This window comes from Geodermatophilus sp. CPCC 205506 (assembly GCF_051383635.1).
Taxonomy (GTDB): Bacteria; Actinomycetota; Actinomycetes; order Mycobacteriales; family Geodermatophilaceae; genus Geodermatophilus.
Genome location: NZ_JALPKP010000020.1, coordinates 34,293 through 52,810, shown reverse-complemented (window position 1 = coordinate 52,810; position 18,518 = coordinate 34,293). Strand labels below are relative to the sequence as shown.

16 protein-coding genes and 1 tRNA gene are annotated in these 18,518 nt (G+C 71.6%); 5 read left to right on the top strand and 12 right to left on the bottom strand.

The window, feature by feature from the left end; all coding sequences use genetic code 11:
* Positions 1–4: 4 nt before the first annotated feature.
* Positions 5–220 carry a hypothetical protein gene (locus MY520_RS13285; protein WP_436692580.1) on the top strand — a complete coding sequence of 72 codons (216 nt, stop codon included), beginning with the start codon at positions 5–7 and terminating at the stop codon, positions 218–220.
* Positions 221–299: 79 nt separating this feature from the next.
* Positions 300–1,340, top strand: coding sequence for an LLM class F420-dependent oxidoreductase (locus MY520_RS13280; protein ID WP_436692579.1), 1,041 nt, complete (start codon positions 300–302; stop codon positions 1,338–1,340).
* A gap of 152 nt (positions 1,341–1,492) precedes the next feature.
* Here MY520_RS13280 and MY520_RS13275 read toward each other — a convergent pair whose 3' ends face one another.
* From MY520_RS13275 to MY520_RS13235, 9 genes are all read right to left on the bottom strand, one after another.
* Positions 1,493–5,398, bottom strand: coding sequence for a DNA-directed RNA polymerase subunit beta' (locus MY520_RS13275; protein ID WP_436692578.1), 3,906 nt, complete (start codon positions 5,396–5,398; stop codon positions 1,493–1,495).
* A 106-nt stretch (positions 5,399–5,504) separates the two neighbouring features.
* Entirely contained in the window at positions 5,505–9,014 is a 3,510-nt protein-coding gene (rpoB, locus tag MY520_RS13270) for a DNA-directed RNA polymerase subunit beta (protein ID WP_436692577.1), read from the bottom strand.
* A 489-nt stretch (positions 9,015–9,503) separates the two neighbouring features.
* Positions 9,504–9,893: a 50S ribosomal protein L7/L12 gene (rplL, locus tag MY520_RS13265; RefSeq protein ID WP_436692576.1), complete on the bottom strand. Its 390-nt coding sequence runs from the start codon at positions 9,891–9,893 to the stop codon at positions 9,504–9,506.
* Positions 9,894–9,907: 14 nt separating this feature from the next.
* Complete coding sequence (rplJ, locus tag MY520_RS13260; RefSeq protein WP_436692575.1) at positions 9,908–10,540, bottom strand: 50S ribosomal protein L10; 633 nt, start codon at positions 10,538–10,540, stop codon at positions 9,908–9,910.
* A gap of 460 nt (positions 10,541–11,000) precedes the next feature.
* A complete protein-coding gene (gene rplA / locus MY520_RS13255) occupies positions 11,001–11,720 on the bottom strand; it encodes a 50S ribosomal protein L1 (protein WP_436692574.1) in 720 nt (239 codons plus the stop codon).
* Positions 11,721–11,848: 128 nt separating this feature from the next.
* Complete coding sequence (rplK, locus tag MY520_RS13250) at positions 11,849–12,277, bottom strand: 50S ribosomal protein L11 (protein ID WP_012950499.1); 429 nt, start codon at positions 12,275–12,277, stop codon at positions 11,849–11,851.
* 94 nt (positions 12,278–12,371) lie between these two features.
* Positions 12,372–13,250, bottom strand: a complete 879-nt coding sequence (gene nusG / locus MY520_RS13245; protein ID WP_436692573.1) for a transcription termination/antitermination protein NusG — start codon at positions 13,248–13,250, stop codon at positions 12,372–12,374.
* Positions 13,251–13,294: 44 nt separating this feature from the next.
* A complete protein-coding gene (gene secE / locus MY520_RS13240) occupies positions 13,295–13,843 on the bottom strand; it encodes a preprotein translocase subunit SecE (protein ID WP_436692572.1) in 549 nt (182 codons plus the stop codon).
* A gap of 109 nt (positions 13,844–13,952) precedes the next feature.
* Positions 13,953–14,025, bottom strand: a tRNA-Trp gene (locus tag MY520_RS13235).
* A gap of 158 nt (positions 14,026–14,183) precedes the next feature.
* Here MY520_RS13235 and MY520_RS13230 point away from each other — a divergent pair.
* Genes MY520_RS13230 through MY520_RS13220 form a run of 3 tightly spaced genes read left to right on the top strand, consistent with a single transcriptional unit; the run spans position 14,184 to position 16,143 of the window.
* Positions 14,184–14,459 (top strand): hypothetical protein, encoded by a 276-nt coding sequence (locus MY520_RS13230; RefSeq protein WP_436692571.1) that lies wholly within the window; start codon positions 14,184–14,186, stop codon positions 14,457–14,459.
* Between the two features lie 7 nt (positions 14,460–14,466).
* Positions 14,467–14,838 carry a dihydrofolate reductase family protein gene (locus MY520_RS13225; RefSeq protein WP_436692570.1) on the top strand — a complete coding sequence of 124 codons (372 nt, stop codon included), beginning with the start codon at positions 14,467–14,469 and terminating at the stop codon, positions 14,836–14,838.
* A 48-nt stretch (positions 14,839–14,886) separates the two neighbouring features.
* Positions 14,887–16,143 (top strand): pyridoxal phosphate-dependent aminotransferase, encoded by a 1,257-nt coding sequence (locus tag MY520_RS13220; protein ID WP_436692569.1) that lies wholly within the window; start codon positions 14,887–14,889, stop codon positions 16,141–16,143.
* Between the two features lie 60 nt (positions 16,144–16,203).
* Here MY520_RS13220 and MY520_RS13215 read toward each other — a convergent pair whose 3' ends face one another.
* From MY520_RS13215 to MY520_RS13205, 3 genes are read right to left on the bottom strand one after another with little or no spacing between them, the layout of a single operon-like run.
* Positions 16,204–17,628, bottom strand: coding sequence for a M1 family aminopeptidase (locus MY520_RS13215; RefSeq protein WP_436692568.1), 1,425 nt, complete (start codon positions 17,626–17,628; stop codon positions 16,204–16,206).
* Entirely contained in the window at positions 17,625–18,047 is a 423-nt protein-coding gene (locus MY520_RS13210) for a MaoC family dehydratase (RefSeq protein ID WP_436692567.1), read from the bottom strand. The genes MY520_RS13215 and MY520_RS13210 overlap by 4 nt, the downstream gene beginning before the upstream one ends.
* Complete coding sequence (locus MY520_RS13205; RefSeq protein ID WP_436692566.1) at positions 18,044–18,490, bottom strand: FAS1-like dehydratase domain-containing protein; 447 nt, start codon at positions 18,488–18,490, stop codon at positions 18,044–18,046. The genes MY520_RS13210 and MY520_RS13205 overlap by 4 nt, the downstream gene beginning before the upstream one ends.
* Positions 18,491–18,518: the final 28 nt, after the last annotated feature.

Below are 18,518 nucleotides of genomic sequence, written 5' to 3'. Positions count from 1 at the left end.
GTGCATGACCGACCGCGCGTCCGCCCGAGCCGCCAAGAGCGCCCTCAGCGCGCGGCTGGCCGCCGATCCGGACGTGGTCGGGGTCGGGCTGGCCCGCCGGGAGAGCGGGTACGTGGTGAAGGTCGACCTGGCCGACGCGCACGCGGCCACTCGGGTGCCCGGCGACGTCGACGGCGTCCGCGTGGTCACCGAGGTCGTGGGCGTCGTCCGTCCCCTCTGAGCACCCTCGGGCCGCTCCGCTCCTGCCGATACGGTCGGGCCCGGCGCCGACGGTGGCGCCGTCGACCAGAGGAGTGGACGTGCGCATCGGCATCCAGGCCAGCTACAGCGGTGGGTTCCGGGAGACCGCCGCGGAGATCCGCGACCTCGAGTCCGCGGGGCTCGACCTCGCGATGGTCGCGGAGGTCTACACCTTCGACGCGGTGAGCCAGCTGGGCTACCTGGCCGCCGTTACCGAGCGCGTCCAGCTGATGAGCGGGATCTTCCCCATCTACAGCCGCACCCCCGCCCTGACGGCGATGACCGCGGCCGGGCTGGACTACGTCTCCGACGGCCGGTTCACCCTCGGCCTGGGCGCCTCGGGCCCGCAGGTGATCGAGGGCTGGCACGGCGTCCCCTACGACGCCCCGCTGCAGCGCACCCGCGAGGTCGTGGAGGTCTGCCGGCAGGTCTGGCGGCGGGAGCGGCTGGTGCACGACGGCCCGAAGTACACGATCCCGCTGCCGCCGGAGCAGGGCACCGGCCTCGGCAAGCCGCTCAAGCTGATCAACACCCCGGTGCGCGACCGGATCCCGGTGCTGCTCGCGGCGATCGGGCCCAAGAACGTGGAGCTGGCCGCGGAGATCGCCGACGCGTGGGAGCCGATCTTCTTCGTGCCCGAGAAGGCCGCGCGGGTGTGGGGCGACTCCCTGGCGGCCGGGAAGGCCCGGCGCGACCCGCAGCTGGGCGACCTCGCGATCGTGGTGGGCGTGCCGGTGGCGATCGGCGATGACGTCGACCACCTGGTGGACGCCGTCCGGCCCCAGCTGGCGCTGTACATCGGCGGCATGGGGGCGCGGGGCAAGAACTTCTACAACGACCACGCGCGGCGCTACGGCTACGAGGCCGAGGCCGAGCTGATCCAGGACCTCTACCTGTCGGGCAAGAAGGACGAGGCGGCGGCCGCCGTCCCGGAGGAGCTGGCGCGGGCGACGTCGCTGATCGGTCCGGAGTCCTACGTGGCCGAGCGGATCGCCGCCTTCCGCGAGGCCGGCGTCACGACGCTGATGCTCCAGCCGCTCGCCGACGACCGGACGAGCCGGCTACGCACGGTGGAGACGATGAAGCGCCTGGCGTCCTGATCCCGTCGCCTTCCGACACCGTTTCGTCACCGGACTCTCGGCGCCGAGAGTCCTGAAGCCGGACCGTCCGCGCCGGAAGTCCGCCACGGGGACGCGGAAGGGCCCCGCGGACCTGATGGTCCACGGGGCCCTCCTCAGGCACTACCGGGGGTTCAGCCCCGCCAGTCGTACTCCTCGAGGCGCACGGCCTCGCCGGTGCCCTGACCGAAGACGTCGGGGCTGTAGTACTGCCCGTCGTCGTAGCCGGCCATGGTGTAGACGGCGGCGCGGGCCTCCTCGGTCGGCTCGACCGTGATGTTCCGGTAGCGGCTGATGCCGGTACCGGCCGGGATCAGCTTCCCGATGATCACGTTCTCCTTGAGACCGAGCAGGCTGTCGCTCTTGCCCTGGATCGCCGCGTCGGTGAGCACCTTGGTCGTCTCCTGGAAGGAGGCGGCCGACAGCCACGACTCGGTCGCGAGCGAGGCCTTGGTGATGCCCATGAGCACCGGGCGGGCCGAGGCCGGCTCGCTGCCCTCGGCGACCACCCGACGGTTCTCGGTCTCGAACAGCGTCCGCTCGACCAGCGCACCGGGCAGGAACTCCGTCGCACCCGAGTCGATGATGGTCACCCGCTTGAGCATCTGGCGGATGATCACCTCGATGTGCTTGTCGTGGATCGACACGCCCTGGCTGCGGTAGACCTCCTGGACCTCGCGGACCAGGTGCAGCTGCACCTCGCGCGGGCCCATGATCCGCAGCACCTCGTGCGGGTCGACCGCACCTTCGGTGAGCTGCTCGCCGACCTCGACGTGCGCGCCGTCCTCGACCCGCAGCCGCGACCGGCGCGACAGCTTGTCGTAGACGACCTCGTCCGAGCCGTCGTCCGGGGTGATGGTGAGCTTGCGGAACTGCTCGCCGTCCTCGATGCGCACGGTGCCGGCCAGCTCGGCGATCGGGGCCTTGCCCTTGGGGACGCGGGCCTCGAAGAGCTCCACCACACGCGGCAGGCCGTGGGTGATGTCCTCACCCGCGACACCACCGGTGTGGAAGGTGCGCATCGTCAGCTGGGTGCCGGGCTCACCGATGGACTGGGCGGCGATGATGCCGACCGCCTCGCCGACGTCCACCAGCTTGCCGGTCGCGAGCGACCGGCCGTAGCAGGTGGCGCAGGTGCCGAGCAGCGACTCGCAGGTCAGGACGCAGCGGACCTTGACCTCCGCGACCCCCGCCTCGACCAGCGCGGCGATGAGCACGTCGCCCAGGTCCTGGTTGGCCTGCGCGATCAGCGTGCCGTCCTCGGCCACCACGTCGGCGGCCAGGGCACGGGCGTAGACGCTGGTCTCGACGTGCGCGTCCCGGGTCAGCGTGCCGTTCACGACGGTCGCGATCGGCATGATCACGCCGCGGTCGGTGCCGCAGTCCTCCTCGCGGATGATGACGTCCTGGGAGACGTCGACCAGCCGGCGGGTGAGGTAGCCCGAGTCAGCGGTACGCAGCGCGGTGTCGGCCAGACCCTTGCGGGCACCGTGCGTGGAGATGAAGTACTCCAGCACCGACAGACCCTCCCGGAAGTTGGCCTTGATCGGCCGCGGGATGATCTCGCCCTTCGGGTTGGCGACCAGACCACGCATACCGGCGATCTGGCTGATCTGCATCATGTTGCCTCGGGCGCCCGAGTTGACCATGACCCAGACCGGGTTGGTGGTCGGGAAGTTGTCCACCATCGCCTGGCTGACCTCGGCCCGCGCGCGGGTCCAGATCTCGATGAGCTCTCCACGACGCTCGGTGTCGGTGATGACACCGCGCTCGTACTGCTTCTCGATCTGCCGGGCCTCGGCCTCGTGCCGGTCCAGGATCTCCTGCTTGGCCGGCGGGGTGACCACGTCGTCGATGGCGATCGTGATCCCCGCGCGGGTGGCCCAGTGGAACCCGGCGGACTTGAGCGCGTCCAGCGTCGCCGCGACCTGCACCTTGGGGTAGCGCTCGGCGAGGTCGTTGACGATCGCCCCGAGCTCCTTCTTCGGCACCTGGTAGTTGACGAACCGGTAGTCCTCGGGCAGGGCCTCGTTGAACAGCACCCGGCCCAGGCTGGTCAGCACGCGGGCGGGGGTGCCCGGCGTCCAGTCCTCCGGCTGCTCCCACGGCTCGTTCACCGTGCCGTTGTCGACGCCGAAGACCTCGTCGAGGCGGATCCAGGCCCGCTCCTGCAGCCCGAGACCGCCCTGGTCGTAGGCCATGATCGCCTCGGCCGTGGACGAGAACGACCGCGGCTGGCCGCCGTCGGCCTCCAGCGGGCTGGCCACCAGAGTGGTCAGGTGGTAGAGGCCCAGCACCATGTCCTGGGTCGGCGCGGTGATCGGGCGGCCGTCGGCCGGCGACAGGATGTTGTTCGACGACAGCATCAGGATCCGCGCCTCGGCCTGCGCCTCGGCCGACAGCGGCAGGTGCACCGCCATCTGGTCACCGTCGAAGTCGGCGTTGAACGCGGTGCAGACCAGCGGGTGGATCTGGATGGCCTTGCCCTCGACCAGCTGCGGCTCGAAGGCCTGGATGCCCAGGCGGTGCAGCGTCGGCGCGCGGTTCAGCAGCACCGGGTGCTCGGTGATGACCTCCTCCAGCACGTCCCAGACGACGGGACGGGCGCGCTCCACCATCCGCTTCGCGGACTTGATGTTCTGCGCGTGGTTGAGGTCGACCAGCCGCTTCATGACGAACGGCTTGAACAGCTCGAGCGCCATCTGCTTGGGCAGGCCGCACTGGTGCAGCTTGAGCTGCGGGCCGACGACGATGACCGAACGGCCGGAGTAGTCGACGCGCTTGCCGAGCAGGTTCTGGCGGAACCGGCCCTGCTTGCCCTTGAGCAGGTCGCTCAGGGACTTCAGGGGACGGTTGCCCGGGCCGGTGACCGGCCGGCCGCGACGGCCGTTGTCGAACAGCGCGTCCACGGACTCCTGGAGCATCCGCTTCTCGTTGTTCACGATGATCTCGGGCGCGCCGAGGTCCAGCAGCCGCTTCAACCGGTTGTTCCGGTTGATCACCCGGCGGTACAGGTCGTTCATGTCGCTGGTGGCGAAGCGGCCACCGTCGAGCTGCACCATCGGGCGCAGGTCCGGCGGGATGACCGGGACGCAGTCCAGCACCATGCCCATGGGCGAGTTGCGGGTCTGCTGGAACGCCGCGACGACCTTCAGCCGCTTGAGGGCCCGCAGCTTGCGCTGGCCCTTGCCGGTGCGGATCGTCTCGCGCAGCGAGGTGGCCTCGGCGTCGAGGTCGAAGTCGGCGAGCAGCTTCTGCAGCGCCGCGGCGCCCATGCCGCCCTCGAAGTACTCACCGAAGCGGTCGCGCAGCTCGCGGTAGAGGCCCTCGTCGGCGATGAGCTGCTTGACCTCCAGCTTGCGGAAGGTGTCGAGCACCTCCTCGAGGCGGTCGATCTCCCGCTGGGAACGGTCGCGCAGCTGGCGCATCTCGCGCTCGCCGCCCTCGCGCACCTTGCGGCGGACGTCGGACTTGGCGCCCTCGGCCTCGAGCTCGGCGAGGTCGGCCTCCAGCTTCTGCTGGCGGGCCTCCACGTCGGCGTCCCGGCGGGACTCCAGGTTGTGCTTCTCCGCGCTGATCTCGGCCTCGATGGTCGGGAGGTCGCGGTGGCGGGTCTCGTCGTCGACCGAGGTGATCAGGTAGGCGGCGAAGTAGATGATCTTCTCGAGGTCCTTGGGCGCCAGGTCGAGCAGGTAGCCCAGGCGCGAGGGCACGCCCTTGAAGAACCAGATGTGGGTGACCGGAGCGGCCAGCTCGATGTGGCCCATCCGCTCGCGGCGGACCTTGGCCCGGGTCACCTCGACGCCGCAGCGCTCACAGATGATGCCCTTGAACCGGACCCGCTTGTACTTGCCGCAGTAGCACTCCCAGTCCCGGGTGGGACCGAAGATCTTCTCGCAGAAGAGGCCATCCTTCTCCGGACGCAGTGTCCGGTAGTTGATGGTCTCGGGCTTCTTCACCTCACCGTGCGACCACTGGCGGATGTCGTCGCCGGTGGCCAGACCGATGCGCAACTCGTCGAAGAAGTTGACGTCGAGCACTGAGTGGACCCCTTTCCGGGGCTAGTGATGCTTTTCTTCTTTGTCGTTGGCTTTGTGGCCGCGCCGGGTCCCTCGGAGTTCGCGGGGAGAGACCCGGCGCGGAACATCACACGTCCTCGACGCTGGAGGGCTCGCGGCGGGACAGGTCGATGCCCAGCTCCTCCGCGGCCCGGAAGACCTCGTCGTCGGTGTCGCGCAGCTCGATCGCCTGACCGTCGCCGGAGAGGACCTCCACGTTCAGGCAGAGCGACTGCAGCTCCTTGAGCAACACCTTGAACGACTCCGGGATGCCCGGCTCGGGGATGTTCTCGCCCTTGACGATCGCCTCGTAGACCTTGACGCGGCCCAGGATGTCGTCGGACTTGATGGTGAGCAGCTCCTGCAGCGCGTAGGCCGCGCCGTAGGCCTGCATCGCCCAGCACTCCATCTCACCGAAGCGCTGGCCACCGAACTGCGCCTTACCACCCAGCGGCTGCTGCGTGATCATCGAGTAGGGGCCGGTCGACCGGGCGTGGATCTTGTCGTCGACCAGGTGCAGCAGCTTCAGGATGTAGACGTAGCCCACCGAGATCGGCTCCGGGAACGGCTCGCCGGAACGGCCGTCGAACAGCCGCGCCTTGCCGGTCGGCTCGACCATGCGGTTGCCGTCGCGGTTCGGGGTCGTCGAGCCCAGCAGGCCGACGATCTCCTCCTCCTTGGCGCCGTCGAACACCGGCGTCGCGGTCCGGGTCCCGGGGGCCGCCGACTTCGCGGCCTCGGGCAGGTTCTTCGCCCAGTCCGGGGTGCCCTCGACCTGCCAGCCCTGCTTGGCGACCCACCCGAGGTGGGTCTCCAGGACCTGGCCGACGTTCATCCGGCCCGGCACGCCGAGCGGGTTGAGGACGATGTCCACCGGGGTGCCGTCCTCGAGGAACGGCATGTCCTCCTGCGGCAGGATCTTCGCGATGACGCCCTTGTTGCCGTGGCGGCCGGCGAGCTTGTCACCGTCGGAGATCTTGCGCATCTGGGCGACGTAGACCCGGATCAGCTCGTTGACGCCGGCGGGCAGCTCGTCGCCGTCCTCGCGCGAGAACACGCGGACGCCGATGACCTTGCCGGACTCACCGTGCTTGACCTTGAGGCTGGTGTCGCGGACCTCGCGGGCCTTCTCACCGAAGATCGCCCGCAGCAGCCGCTCCTCGGGGGTCAGCTCGGTCTCGCCCTTGGGCGTGACCTTGCCGACGAGGATGTCGCCGGGGACGACCTCGGCACCGATGCGGATGATGCCGCGCTCGTCGAGGTCGGCGAGGACCTCCTCGGAGACGTTCGGGATGTCCCGGGTGATCTCCTCGGCGCCCAGCTTGGTGTCGCGGGCGTCGACCTCGAACTCCTCGATGTGGATCGAGGACAGGACGTCGTCCTGCACGAGGCGCTGCGACAGGATGATCGCGTCCTCGTAGTTGTGGCCCTCCCACGGCATGAAGGCGACGAGCAGGTTCTTGCCCAGCGCCATCTCGCCCTGGTCGGTGCACGGACCGTCGGCGATGACCTGGCCGACCTCGACCCGCTGGCCCTCCTCGACGACCGGGGACTGGTTGATCGACGTCCCCTGGTTCGAGCGGCGGAACTTCAGCAGCCGGTAGGTCTGCCGGGTGCCGTCGTCGGCCATGACGGTGACGTAGTCGGCGGTGGAGTCCTCGACCACACCGGCCTTCTCGGCCACCACGACGTCGCCGGCGTCGACGGCGGCACGCAGCTCCATGCCGGTGCCGACCAGCGGCGCCTCGCTGCGCAGCAACGGGACGGCCTGACGCTGCATGTTGGCGCCCATGAGCGCGCGGTTGGCGTCGTCGTGCTCGAGGAACGGGATCATCGCCGTCGCGACCGAGGTCATCTGCCGCGGCGAGACGTCCATGTAGTCGACGTTCTCGGGGACGAGGTAGTCGACCTCACCGCCCTTGGTGCGGACCAGGACGCGGTCCTCGGCGAACCGGCCGGCGGCGTCCAGCGGCGAGTTGGCCTGGGCGACGACGAAGCGGTCCTCCTCGTCGGCGGTCAGGTAGTCGATCGACTCGCTGACCACACCGTTGTTGACGCGGCGGTACGGCGTCTCGATGAAGCCGAACGCGTTGACCCGCCCGTAAGCCGACAGCGATCCGATCAGGCCGATGTTCGGGCCTTCCGGCGTCTCGATCGGGCACATCCGGCCGTAGTGGCTCGGGTGGACGTCGCGGACCTCCATGCCGGCCCGCTCACGCGACAGACCGCCCGGACCCAGCGCCGAGAGGCGGCGCTTGTGGGTCAGGCCCGCGAGCGGGTTGGTCTGGTCCATGAACTGGGACAGCTGGCTGGTGCCGAAGAACTCCTTGATGGAGGCGACGACCGGCCGGATGTTGATCAGGGTCTGCGGCGTGATCGCCTCGACGTCCTGGGTCGTCATCCGCTCGCGGACGACGCGCTCCATGCGGGAGAGGCCGACCCGGATCTGGTTCTGGATCAGCTCGCCGACGGTGCGCAGGCGACGGTTGCCGAAGTGGTCGATGTCGTCGACGCCGTGGTCCGGCTCGCCGGCGTGCAGCCGGACGACGTACTCGATCGTGGCGACGATGTCGTCCTCGGTCAGCGTCAGCGTGCTCTGCGGCACCGCGACGCCGAGCTTCTTGTTGACCTTGTACCGGCCCACCTTGGCCAGGTCGTAGCGCTTGGAGTTGAAGAACAGGTTCTCCAGCAGCGCCTGCGCCGACTCGCGCGTCGGCGGCTCGCCCGGCCGCAGCTTGCGGTAGATGTCGAGCAGGGCCTCGTCCTGACCGGGGATGTGGTCCTTCTCGAGGGTGGCCAGGACCGTGGGCGACCACTGGAAGTGCTCGCGGATGCGGTCCTCTGTCCAGCCCAGGGCCTTGAGCAGGACGGTGACCGGCTGGCGGCGCTTGCGGTCGATCCGGACGCCGACGGTGTCGCGCTTGTCGACGTCGAACTCCAGCCACGCGCCCCGGCTGGGGATGACCTTGGCGCTGAAGACGTCCTTGTCCGACGTCTTGTCCAGGGTCTTGTCGAAGTAGACGCCCGGGCTGCGGACCAGCTGCGAGACGACGACGCGCTCGGTCCCGTTGATGACGAACGTGCCCTTGCTCGTCATGATCGGGAAGTCGCCCATGAACACCGTCTGGCTCTTGATCTCGCCGGTGGTGTTGTTCATGAACTCGGCGGTGACGAACAGCGGCGCCGCGTAGGTCATGTCCTTGTCCTTGCACTCCTCGAGGGACGCCTTGACGTCCTCGAAGCGCGGGTTGGAGAAGGACAGCGACATCGAGCCGCTGAAGTCCTCGATCGGCGAGATCTCCTCGAGGATCTCGGCGAGGCCGCCGACGGCGTCGGCCTGCTCCTCGGGCGAGAGCGTCGCCCGCCACTCGGGGCTGCCGATGAGCCAGTCGAAGGAGGCGGTCTGCAGGGCCAGCAGGTCCGGCACCTCGAGGGGCTCGGAGATCTTGGCGAACGAGACCCGCAGCGGCGCGCCGGGGATCTTCTGCTGGTCGGCCTCGCCGGTGCGGGGGCCGGACTGGGGGGCCTGCGGGGTGTTCTGGGTGGTACCTGACTCGGTGGTGCCGGGGTTGATGCTGGTGGGGCGAGAGCCTGCCAAGATGCGTCCTTCCAAGGACCTCACGACGTGCGGGCGGTGGGTGCTTGTTCGTCCTGGGTCGTCGTCGTTAATGGCGGGGCTGTCCGCGTCGTCCTGCACCAGGAGGGTCCACCGGGTGTCCCGGGACGGGTCCCGGGCACCACTGGTGACCCGTCGGTAGCGGGCAGGCAGTCAGGGGGCAGCGCAACAGAGAACCCTACCCCTGCTCGGGCGGGCTGTCCACGTCGGGGGGGTCCGTGCGACCGGACACACATCCCGGAAAGGGCAGCCGACCGGCGGGGTCCGAGGGGCCCTCTCCATGACGACGAGTTGATGATGCCAGTCGGACGGCCTCCGGTCAGCAGCCACGCCGCGATTTTCCGGCCGGAGGCGGCACTCGGACACGCCGCGGGGGCGGCCGGACACGCCGCAGGGGCCGCCCTCCGGGAAGAGGACGGCCCCTGCGGGTCGTGCGAGGTGGTGCTCACCCGGCGAGCGCCGGGTGGGGGGTCACTTGACCGTGACGGTGGCGCCGGCGCCCTCGAGGGCGGCCTTGGCCTTCTCCGCGGCGTCCTTGGCGACCTTCTCCAGGACCGGCTTCGGCGCGCCGTCGACCAGGTCCTTGGCCTCCTTGAGGCCGAGCGAGGTCAGGCCGCGCACCTCCTTGATGACCTGGATCTTCTTGTCGCCGGCGCTCTCGAGGATGACGTCGAACTCGTCCTGCTCGACGGTCTCCTCGGCGGCAGCGCCGCCACCGGCGGCCGGGGCGGCCGCGACGGCGACGGGGGCAGCAGCGGTGACCTCGAAGGTCTCCTCGAACTGCTTCACGAAGTCCGACAGCTCCAGGAGGGTCATCTCCTTGAAGGCGTCGAGCAGCTCGTCAGTGGACAGCTTGGCCATGGTGTCTCCTTGGGTCAGTCGGTGCTGGCCGCGGCGTCCGCGGCGGCAGCGGTGTCATCGGTGGCCTGGGCGGCCGGGGTGGTGTCAGCAGCAGCAGCGTCGTCGCCGGCGGCCGGAGCAGCGGAGCCCTCGGCGGACTCCTTCTTCTCCTGCAGCGCGGCGGCGAGGCGGGCGACCTGGGACAGCGGGGCCTGGAAAAGACCCGCGGCCTTGGTGAGGTTGCCCTTCATCGCGCCGGCCAGCTTGGCGAGCAGGACCTCGCGCGGCTCGACGTCGGCGAGGGCGGTGACCTCACCGGCGCCGACGGTGCGGCCCTCGACCACGCCGCCCTTGACGACGAGCAGCGGGTTGGCGCGCGCGAAGTCACGGATGGCCTTGGCCGCGGTCACCGGGTCGCCCTCGATGAAGGCGATCGCGGTGGGCCCGTTGAGCAGCGGGGCGAGGTCGGCGAAGCCGACCTGCTCCGCGGCGCGCTTCGTCAGGGTGTTCTTGACGACGGCGTAGCTGCTGCCCTCACCGAGGGAACGGCGCAGCTGGGTCAGCTGGGCCACGGTCAGCCCGCGGTACTCGGTGAGCACCGCCGCGCTGGACGACTGGAACCGCTCGGTGATCTCGTCGATCACCGCGGCCTTCGCCTGCGTGGGCATGGGCCTCCTCTCGTCTGTCGGGCGACCACCGGACGCGGCACGACTGCGGGCGATCGAGTCGGCCCCGGAGACGAGGAACGCCCCGGCGCAGGGCGCACGGGGCGAGGGACGGACGCACGGCGTCCATCGATCGAACCGTCCTCCTGCGCGGGTCGCCCGGGATCCGGGACCTTCGATCGCACGCGGACGTGCGACGACCAACGGTCTTGGGGGGAACGCCGCCAAGAGTACGCGATGGATCGCGCGCGGCGGTGACCGCCCGGTTCCGCGGTCGACGGACCCTGTCCCCTGGACGGCGCAGCGGCTGCCCGGGCGACGTCGCGCGGGTGCCCCGGGGGGATCCGGCTCCGCACCGCGCGTCGGGGCACACCGCCGGACGGGGCGCCGAGAGGACCGAGGAACGACGGAGGCCCCGCCGCGCTCCTGCGCGACGGGGCCTCCGGGCGGCCCGCTCCTGGGTTCAGGAGGTGGGCTCGTCCACCGTCAGGTTGCGGGTGCGGTTCGGGTCGACCGGGATGCCCGGGCCCATCGTCGTGGAGACGGTGACCTTCTTCAGGTACCGGCCCTTGGCCGCGGCCGGCTTGGCCCGCAGCACCTCGTCCAGCGCCGCGGCGTAGTTCTCCACCAGCTTGGTCTGGTCGAACGAGGTCTTGCCGATGACCAGGTGCAGGTTGGCCTGCTTGTCGACGCGGAAGTTGATCTTCCCGCCCTTGATGTCGTTGACGGCCTTGGTGACGTCGGGGGTCACGGTGCCGGTCTTCGGGTTCGGCATCAGGCCGCGGGGGCCGAGGATGCGGGCGATCCGGCCGACCTTGGCCATCTGGTCGGGGGTGGCGATCGCCGCGTCGAAGTCCAGGAAGCCGCCCTGGATGCGCTCGATCAGGTCGTCGGAGCCGACGACGTCGGCGCCGGCGGCCTCGGCCTCGGCGGCCTTGTCACCGGTCGCGAAGACGATGACGCGAGCGGTCTTGCCGGTGCCGTGCGGCAGGTTGACCGTGCCGCGGACCATCTGGTCGGCCTTGCGGGGGTCGACACCCAGCCGCATGGCCACCTCGACGGTGGCGTCGTAGGACGTCGGCGACGTCTCCTTGGCCAGGGTGGCCGCCTGCAGCGGGGTGTACAGCTGCTCGCGGTCGACCTTCGCGGCCGCCTCGCGGAACTTCTTGCCGTGCTTCGCCATGGTGTGTCCTCTCCCCCGGCACGCGGCCGGGAGTCGTGTGGTGAACGGGCCTGGCGTGGCCCTCCCACGTGGAGGACCCTCTCCTCCCCACCCCTCGGGAGCTCGGGGCGGGACCCGGGAGAGGGCCGTTACTGAACGGTGATGCCCATCGACCGGGCGGTCCCGGCGATGATCTTCTCGGCCTCGTCGAGCGAGTTGGCGTTGAGGTCGGCCATCTTGGTCTGGGCGATCTCGCGGACCTGGTCGCGGGTGACGGTGGCGACCTTGGTCTTGTGCGGCTCGCCGGAACCCTTCTCGACACCGGCGGCCTTGAGCAGCATGCGCGCCGCCGGCGGGGTCTTGGTGACGAAGGTGAACGAGCGGTCCTCGTAGACCGAGATCTCGACCGGGATCACGTTGCCGCGCTGCGACTCCGTGGCGGCGTTGTACGCCTTGCAGAACTCCATGATGTTGACGCCGTGCTGGCCGAGCGCCGGACCCACGGGCGGGGCGGGCGTGGCCGCACCGGCGTTGATCTGGAGCTTGATGACCGCGGTCAACCGCTTCCTGGGGGGCATGACTTCCTTCTTGGTGACGGGATGGAACGGTGCGGCCCCTGTGCAGGGCCCCGGCCCCAGCGGAGCGAGGGTCGGGGACCAGCGGAGCCGTTGCTCAGATCTTCTGGACCTGGCTGAACGAGAGCTCGACCGGCGTCTCCCGGCCGAAGATCGAGACGAGCACCTGGAGCTTCTGCTGCTCGGCGTTGATCTCGTTGATCGTGGCGGGCAGCGTGGCGAACGGCCCGTCCATGACGGTGACCGACTCGCCGACCTCGAAGTCGACGACGGCGGTCGGGGCGGCCGCGGTGGCGGCCTGCGCCTCGGTGGCCTTGGCCGCCTGCGGCGTCGTCGCCGGGGCGAGGATCTTGGCGACCTCGTCGAGGGTCAGCGGCGAGGGCCGGGAGGTGGCGCCCACGAAGCCGGTGACGCCGGGGGTGTTGCGCACCGCGCCCCACGACTCGTCGTTGAGCTCCATCCGGACCAGCAGGTAGCCGGGGAAGACCTTGCGGTTGACCTGCGTGCGCTTGCCGTTCTTGATCTCGGTGACCTCCTCGGTGGGCACCTCGATCTGGTAGATGTAGTCCTCCATGTCCAGCGACTGGATGCGGGACTCGAGGTTGGTCTTCACCTTGTTCTCGTAGCCCGCGTAGGAGTGCACGACGTACCAGTCGCCGGGGGCGATCCGCAGCGCCTTGCGCAGCGCCTCGACCGGGTCCTCGTCCTCCTCCGGCTCCACGTCCGACGACGGCGCCGGCTCGGTGAGCGGGTCGGAGACCAGGCTGTCGACGTCGCCGTCCTCGACCTCGGGGATCGCGTCGGCCACGCCGGTGAGCGCGTCCTGGTCGGCGGTGTCGGTGGAGCCCTCGGCGGCGCCGGTCTCACCGGCGCCCGTCTCCAGGTCCGCGCTGCCGCGCACGTCGAAGCGGTCGTCGTCGAGATCGATCTCCTCGACGGCGCTGTCGGTGTCGAAGGGCTCGCGGGGGTCGGTCACAGGTGTCTCTTCCTTGTCGGTGGCGTGCAGGCGCGGGGACGGGCTCAGCCGAAGACGGCGAGCACACCCGCGCTGAAGAGGAGGTCCAGGCCGGCCACCAGTGCGACCATGAAGGCCACGAAGACGATGACGACGGTCGTGTAGGTGATGAGCTCACGCCGGCCCGGCCAGATGACCTTGCGCAGCTCGGCGACGACCTCGCGGAGGAACCGGCGCAGGCTGCGGCGCTGGCGGACCTCCTCGGCGCGGGCCTTCTCCGCCGCGGCGCGCGAGCGCGTGCCGCTGCCGTCGGTGGTCCGGCCGGCCGGGCGGGCCGCGGTGCGCTCCCGGGCGGGACGCCGGGTGCGCGAGGCCACCGGCTCGTCGTCGTCCTCGTCGTCGCCGGCGGTGATCCGGCCACCGCGTCGACGGGCCGGTGCGGCCACGACCTTGTCCTCGTCGGCCTCGGCCTCGGCGGCGACCGCGGCCTCGGCGGCCTCGAGCTCGGCCGCGTCGTCGACGCCCGGCGCCTCGGCGTCGAGCTGCTCGTCGGTGAGGTCGGCGTCGGAGGCGGCGCGAGGGTCGTCCTCGCGTGCCGGCTTCTCGTCGCTCACTGCGCCTCGCTCAGTCGGTGGTGGTGGCCGCTGCTCTCGGGCCGTCTGTCCGGGTCGGTGCTGTCCTGCGGGTCGTGCACGTCGCCGGCGGGACGGCCGGCGGCACGGGCAGGGGTGACAGGACTTGAACCTGCAGCCTGCGGTTTTGGAGACCGCTGCTCTGCCAATTGAGCTACACCCCTAGGAGGCCGGGACCGGATGCCCGCCCCGGGCGACACCGGGCCCCGCAGGGGATCCGGGGCACGCCGGTGGCGGGGCCACCTGCCCCAGGACAGCGAGTGTACGGGACCGCCGGGCCCGGCAGCCAACGCGCTCCCGGCAGGAGGACGCGGAGACGCGGATGAGTTCCACCACCCGACCCGGTCTGTCCTCCGTGACCGAGCTGCGCGTGCACGACCTCTCCGTGTCCCTCGACGGCTACGCCGCCGGCCCCGCGCAGAGCCCCGCCGACCCGCTCGGGATCGGCGGCGAGCGCCTGCACGACTGGATCTTCTCCCCCGACGCCACGGAGGTCGACCGCCGGTTCCGCGCCCTCGGCGACCAGGACATCGGCGCCACGATCATGGGCCGCAACGTGTTCGGCCCCGTTCGCGGCCCGTGGAGCGACGAGGAGTGACCGGCTGGTGGGGCGAGGACCGCCCTTCCACCACGACGTCTTCGTCCTCACCCACCACGCCCGCGACAGCGTCCCGATGGCCGGCGGAACGACCTCCCACTGCGTGACCGACGGGATCGAGGCCGCGCTCGACCGCGCCCGGGCCGCGGCCGGCGACCGGCACGTCCGGCTCGGTGGCGGCGCGTCCACGATCCGGCAGTACCTCTTGGCCGGTCTGCTCGACGAACTGCACGTGGCTGTCGTCCCGGTGCTGCTCGGGGACGGCGAGCGGCTGTTCGGTGAGCTCGGCGACGCGCTCGAGGGCTGGTCCAGCGTGGAGTTCGCCCCGTCCCGGGCGGTGGCCCACGTCCGGCTCCGCCGGGACGCCGGCACGGGGTAGCCGGGAACGGGGGCGACCGGCAGCTCCGCCCTTTGACACGATGAGCACATGACCGCCGTCTCCTCCTCGGAGTCCGCCGCCCCGTCCGCCGAGCTGCCGCCCGCCGAGCGCCGCATCTCCCGCCGCATCGCCGCGATCGCCGAGTCGGCGACGCTCGCCGTCGACGCCAAGGCCAAGGCCCTCAAGGCCGCGGGCAAGCCGGTGATCGGGTTCGGCGCGGGGGAACCGGACTTCCCGACGCCGGACTACATCGTCGCGGCCGCCGTCGCCGCCTGCTCGCAGCCGGCGATGCACCGGTACACGCCCGCGGGCGGGCTGCCGGCGCTCAAGGAGGCGATCGTCGCCAAGACCGCCCGCGACTCCGGGCTGCAGGTCTCGGCTGCCAACGTGCTGGTCACCAACGGCGGCAAGCAGGCCGTCTACGAGGCGTTCGCCACGATGCTCGACCCCGGCGACGAGGTGCTCCTGCCCGCCCCCTACTGGACGACCTACCCCGAGGCGATCGCGCTGGCCGGTGGCGTGCCGGTTCCGGTGGTCGCCGACGAGCAGAGCGGGTACCTCGTCTCGGTCGCCCAGCTCGAGGCGGCCCGGACGCCGCGGACCAAGGTGCTGCTGTTCTGCTCGCCGTCCAACCCGACCGGCGCGGTGTACCCGCCGGAGGTGGTGGAGGAGATCGGCCGGTGGGCGCTGGACAACGGGATCTGGGTGCTCACCGACGAGATCTACGAGCACCTGACCTACGACGGGGTGACCGCGCCGTCGATGCCGGTGCTGGTGCCGGAGCTCGCCGACCGCTGCGTCGTCGTCAACGGGGTGGCCAAGACCTACGCGATGACCGGCTGGCGGGTCGGCTGGATCGTCGGACCCACCGACATCGTCAAGGCGGCGACCAACCTGCAGTCCCACGCCACGTCCAACGTCGCCAACGTGTCGCAGGCGGCGGCGATCGCCGCGCTGACCGGCGACCTGTCGGCGGTGGCCCGCATGAAGGAGGCCTTCGACCGGCGCCGCCGGACGATCGTGTCGATGCTGCGCGAGATCCCCGGGGTGGCCTGCCCGGAGCCGCAGGGCGCGTTCTACGTCTACCCGTCGGTCAAGTCGCTGCTCGGCCGGCCGATCGCCGGGCGCACCGCGAGCGACAGCGTGGAGCTGGCCGAGATCATCCTCGAGGAGGCGGAGGTGGCCGTCGTCCCCGGCGAGGCGTTCGGCACCCCGGGCTACCTGCGGATGTCCTACGCGCTCGGTGACGACGACCTGGTGGAGGGCGTGACCCGGATGCAGCGCCTGCTGGGGTCCGCCGGCTGAGAACAAGGACCCCCTGCCCCCCACCGCTCGCAGGCTCGCGCCGGGACCCTGCAGGGGGCCTCAGTCGGGCAGGTCCTCCGGCCGGACGGCACCGGCCGCCAGGAGGACGTCGAGGGCGGCGGGCAGGTCGGCCAGAGCCGCGGCGACGTCGTCCGGGGTGGCGATGGTCCAGGCGTTGGTGTCCACGTAGCAGCGCAGCGCCGCGTCGAAGGCCTCGGCGCCGGCCGCCTCCCGAGCGCGGTGCAGCGCCGCCGCGCCCTTGCCGTAGACGCGGGCGAAGTAGTCCTCGACGCTGCGGAACTCGTCCATGGCCACCCCCACGTCGCCGGGGAGGGCCAGCCCCTGCGCGACCTGGGCCGGATCGGGTGGGAACGCCACCGACTCCGCGTAGCTGGCGAAGGCCTCGTCCAGCCACGGGTCGCGGAACTGGGAGTCGCCCACCATCCCGTAGAACCACATGTGCGCCGCCTCGTGCACCAGCACCAGCTCGCTGGCGCCGGCCAGGAGGATCGAGCTCGGGTACTCGATGCCGCCGCCGAGATCGGGCAGCAGCGGCACGGTGAGCGTGCGGTACGGGAAGGCGCCGAAGCGGACCTCGAGGTCGCCGATGGCCGCCACGGTCCGGTCGGCCAGGGCGTCGGCAGCGACCGCGGCGCCGGGCAGGACGCCGGTGGTCACCTCGACCCCGCCGGGCGTGGTCCGCGTGGCGGTGCCGAACTCCCCCACGGCCACGCTGACGTCCCGGGCGACCGGCTCGGTGGAGGTCCAGGTGCGCCGGCCGTCGCGCTCGGCGGAGGGCTCCTCCTGGTCGCCGGTCATGAGGACGGTCAGCTCCGCCGGTGCGGAGACGCTGATGCGGGTGTCGGCGACCGGGCTGACGGCGGTCTCGCCGATGATCTCGACGAACGGGTCCCGCGCCCACCCGGCGCCGGGCTCCCACGCCAGCAGCGGCGCGCCGCTGGCCCACCAGGAGACGCCGTCGGCGGCGCCCACCCGCTCGAACTCGCCCCGGCCCAGCGTCAGCGTGAACTCCAGCGACACCTCCGTGGACTCGCCCGCCGCCAGCTCCCGGTCCAGCCGGACGACGTAGAGCCCGCCCGGCCCCTCGGCGCCGGCGTCCTCGTAGCCGCCGCCGGCGACGTCGTCCCCGGTCGCGCCGTCCACGGCCAGCCGGTTGCCGCCGGCCGCGGCGGACGGCGAGTTGGGCACCAGCCGGAACACCAGCTCGTCGGTGCGGCGGTCGGGCGTGAAGACGACGCGCTCCGTGCCGGTGACCGTGCGGAGGTCCGCGTCCAGGCGGAAGTCCAGCCGGACGACGGGGCGGTCGGGGTCGGGCGCGGCCCGCTCGCCGCACCCGGGAGGCGGGGCGTCCGCAGGCGCCGCGCTCTCCTGCTCGGCGGCGAGGGTGTCGACGAACGACGTGCCGCACCCGGACAGGAGCAGCAGCGCGGCGAGGGGGAACGAGAGGTGGCGGCGGGTGCTCACGCCAACTGGACGGTGGCCCGCGCCAGGGACAGCACCTTCTCCCCGGCGCTGGTCACGGTGAGGTCGACGCGGGCGCGGCCGCCGTCGGCGAGGGTGCCCACCTTGCCCCGGACGACGACCTCGGCACCGGCGTCGTCGTCGGGGACGACCACCGGCCGGCCGAAGCGGACCTGGTACTCGACGAGGGCGGCCGGGTCGCCGGTCCACGCGGTGACGGCGCGGGCGGCCAGCGCCATCGTGAACATGCCGTGGGCGATGACCCCGGGCAGGCCGACCCCGGTGGCCACCCGCTCGTTCCAGTGGATGGGGTTGAAGTCCCCGGAGGCGCCGGCGTAGCGGACGAGGTCGGCGCGGGTGACCCGGTAGGTCTGCTCGGGCAGCTCGGTGCCGACGGGTGCGTCGGCGGCGCGCACGGTCATGCCGTCCCCCGGGCCACGAGCATCGAGGACGCGGAGCAGACCGGCTCCCCCTCCTCGGTGGCGACGTCGACCCGCGTGGTGAGCAGGTCGTTGCCGGCCACGCTGCGGACGGCCTCGATGGTGGGCGTCGCGACCAGCCGGTCGCCGGCGCGGATCGGCCGGTGGTGGGTGAACCGCTGCTCGCCGTGCACCACGCGGCTGTAGTCGAGGGCGACGTCGGGGTCCTCCACGACGACGCCGGCCGCGGAGAGGGTCAGCACGATCGCGAACGTCGGCGGGGCGATGACGTCGAGGTGGCCGGCGGCGCGGGCGGCCCCGGCGTCGCGGTGGACCGGGTCGGTCTCGCCGATCGCGGCGGCGAACTCGGCGATCTTCTCGCGGCCGACCTCGTAGACGGCGGAGGGCGGGTAGCTGCGCCCGACCAGTGTCGGATCAAGCGCCATGCTCCCGCCCTCCCTGCCGCAGAGACCG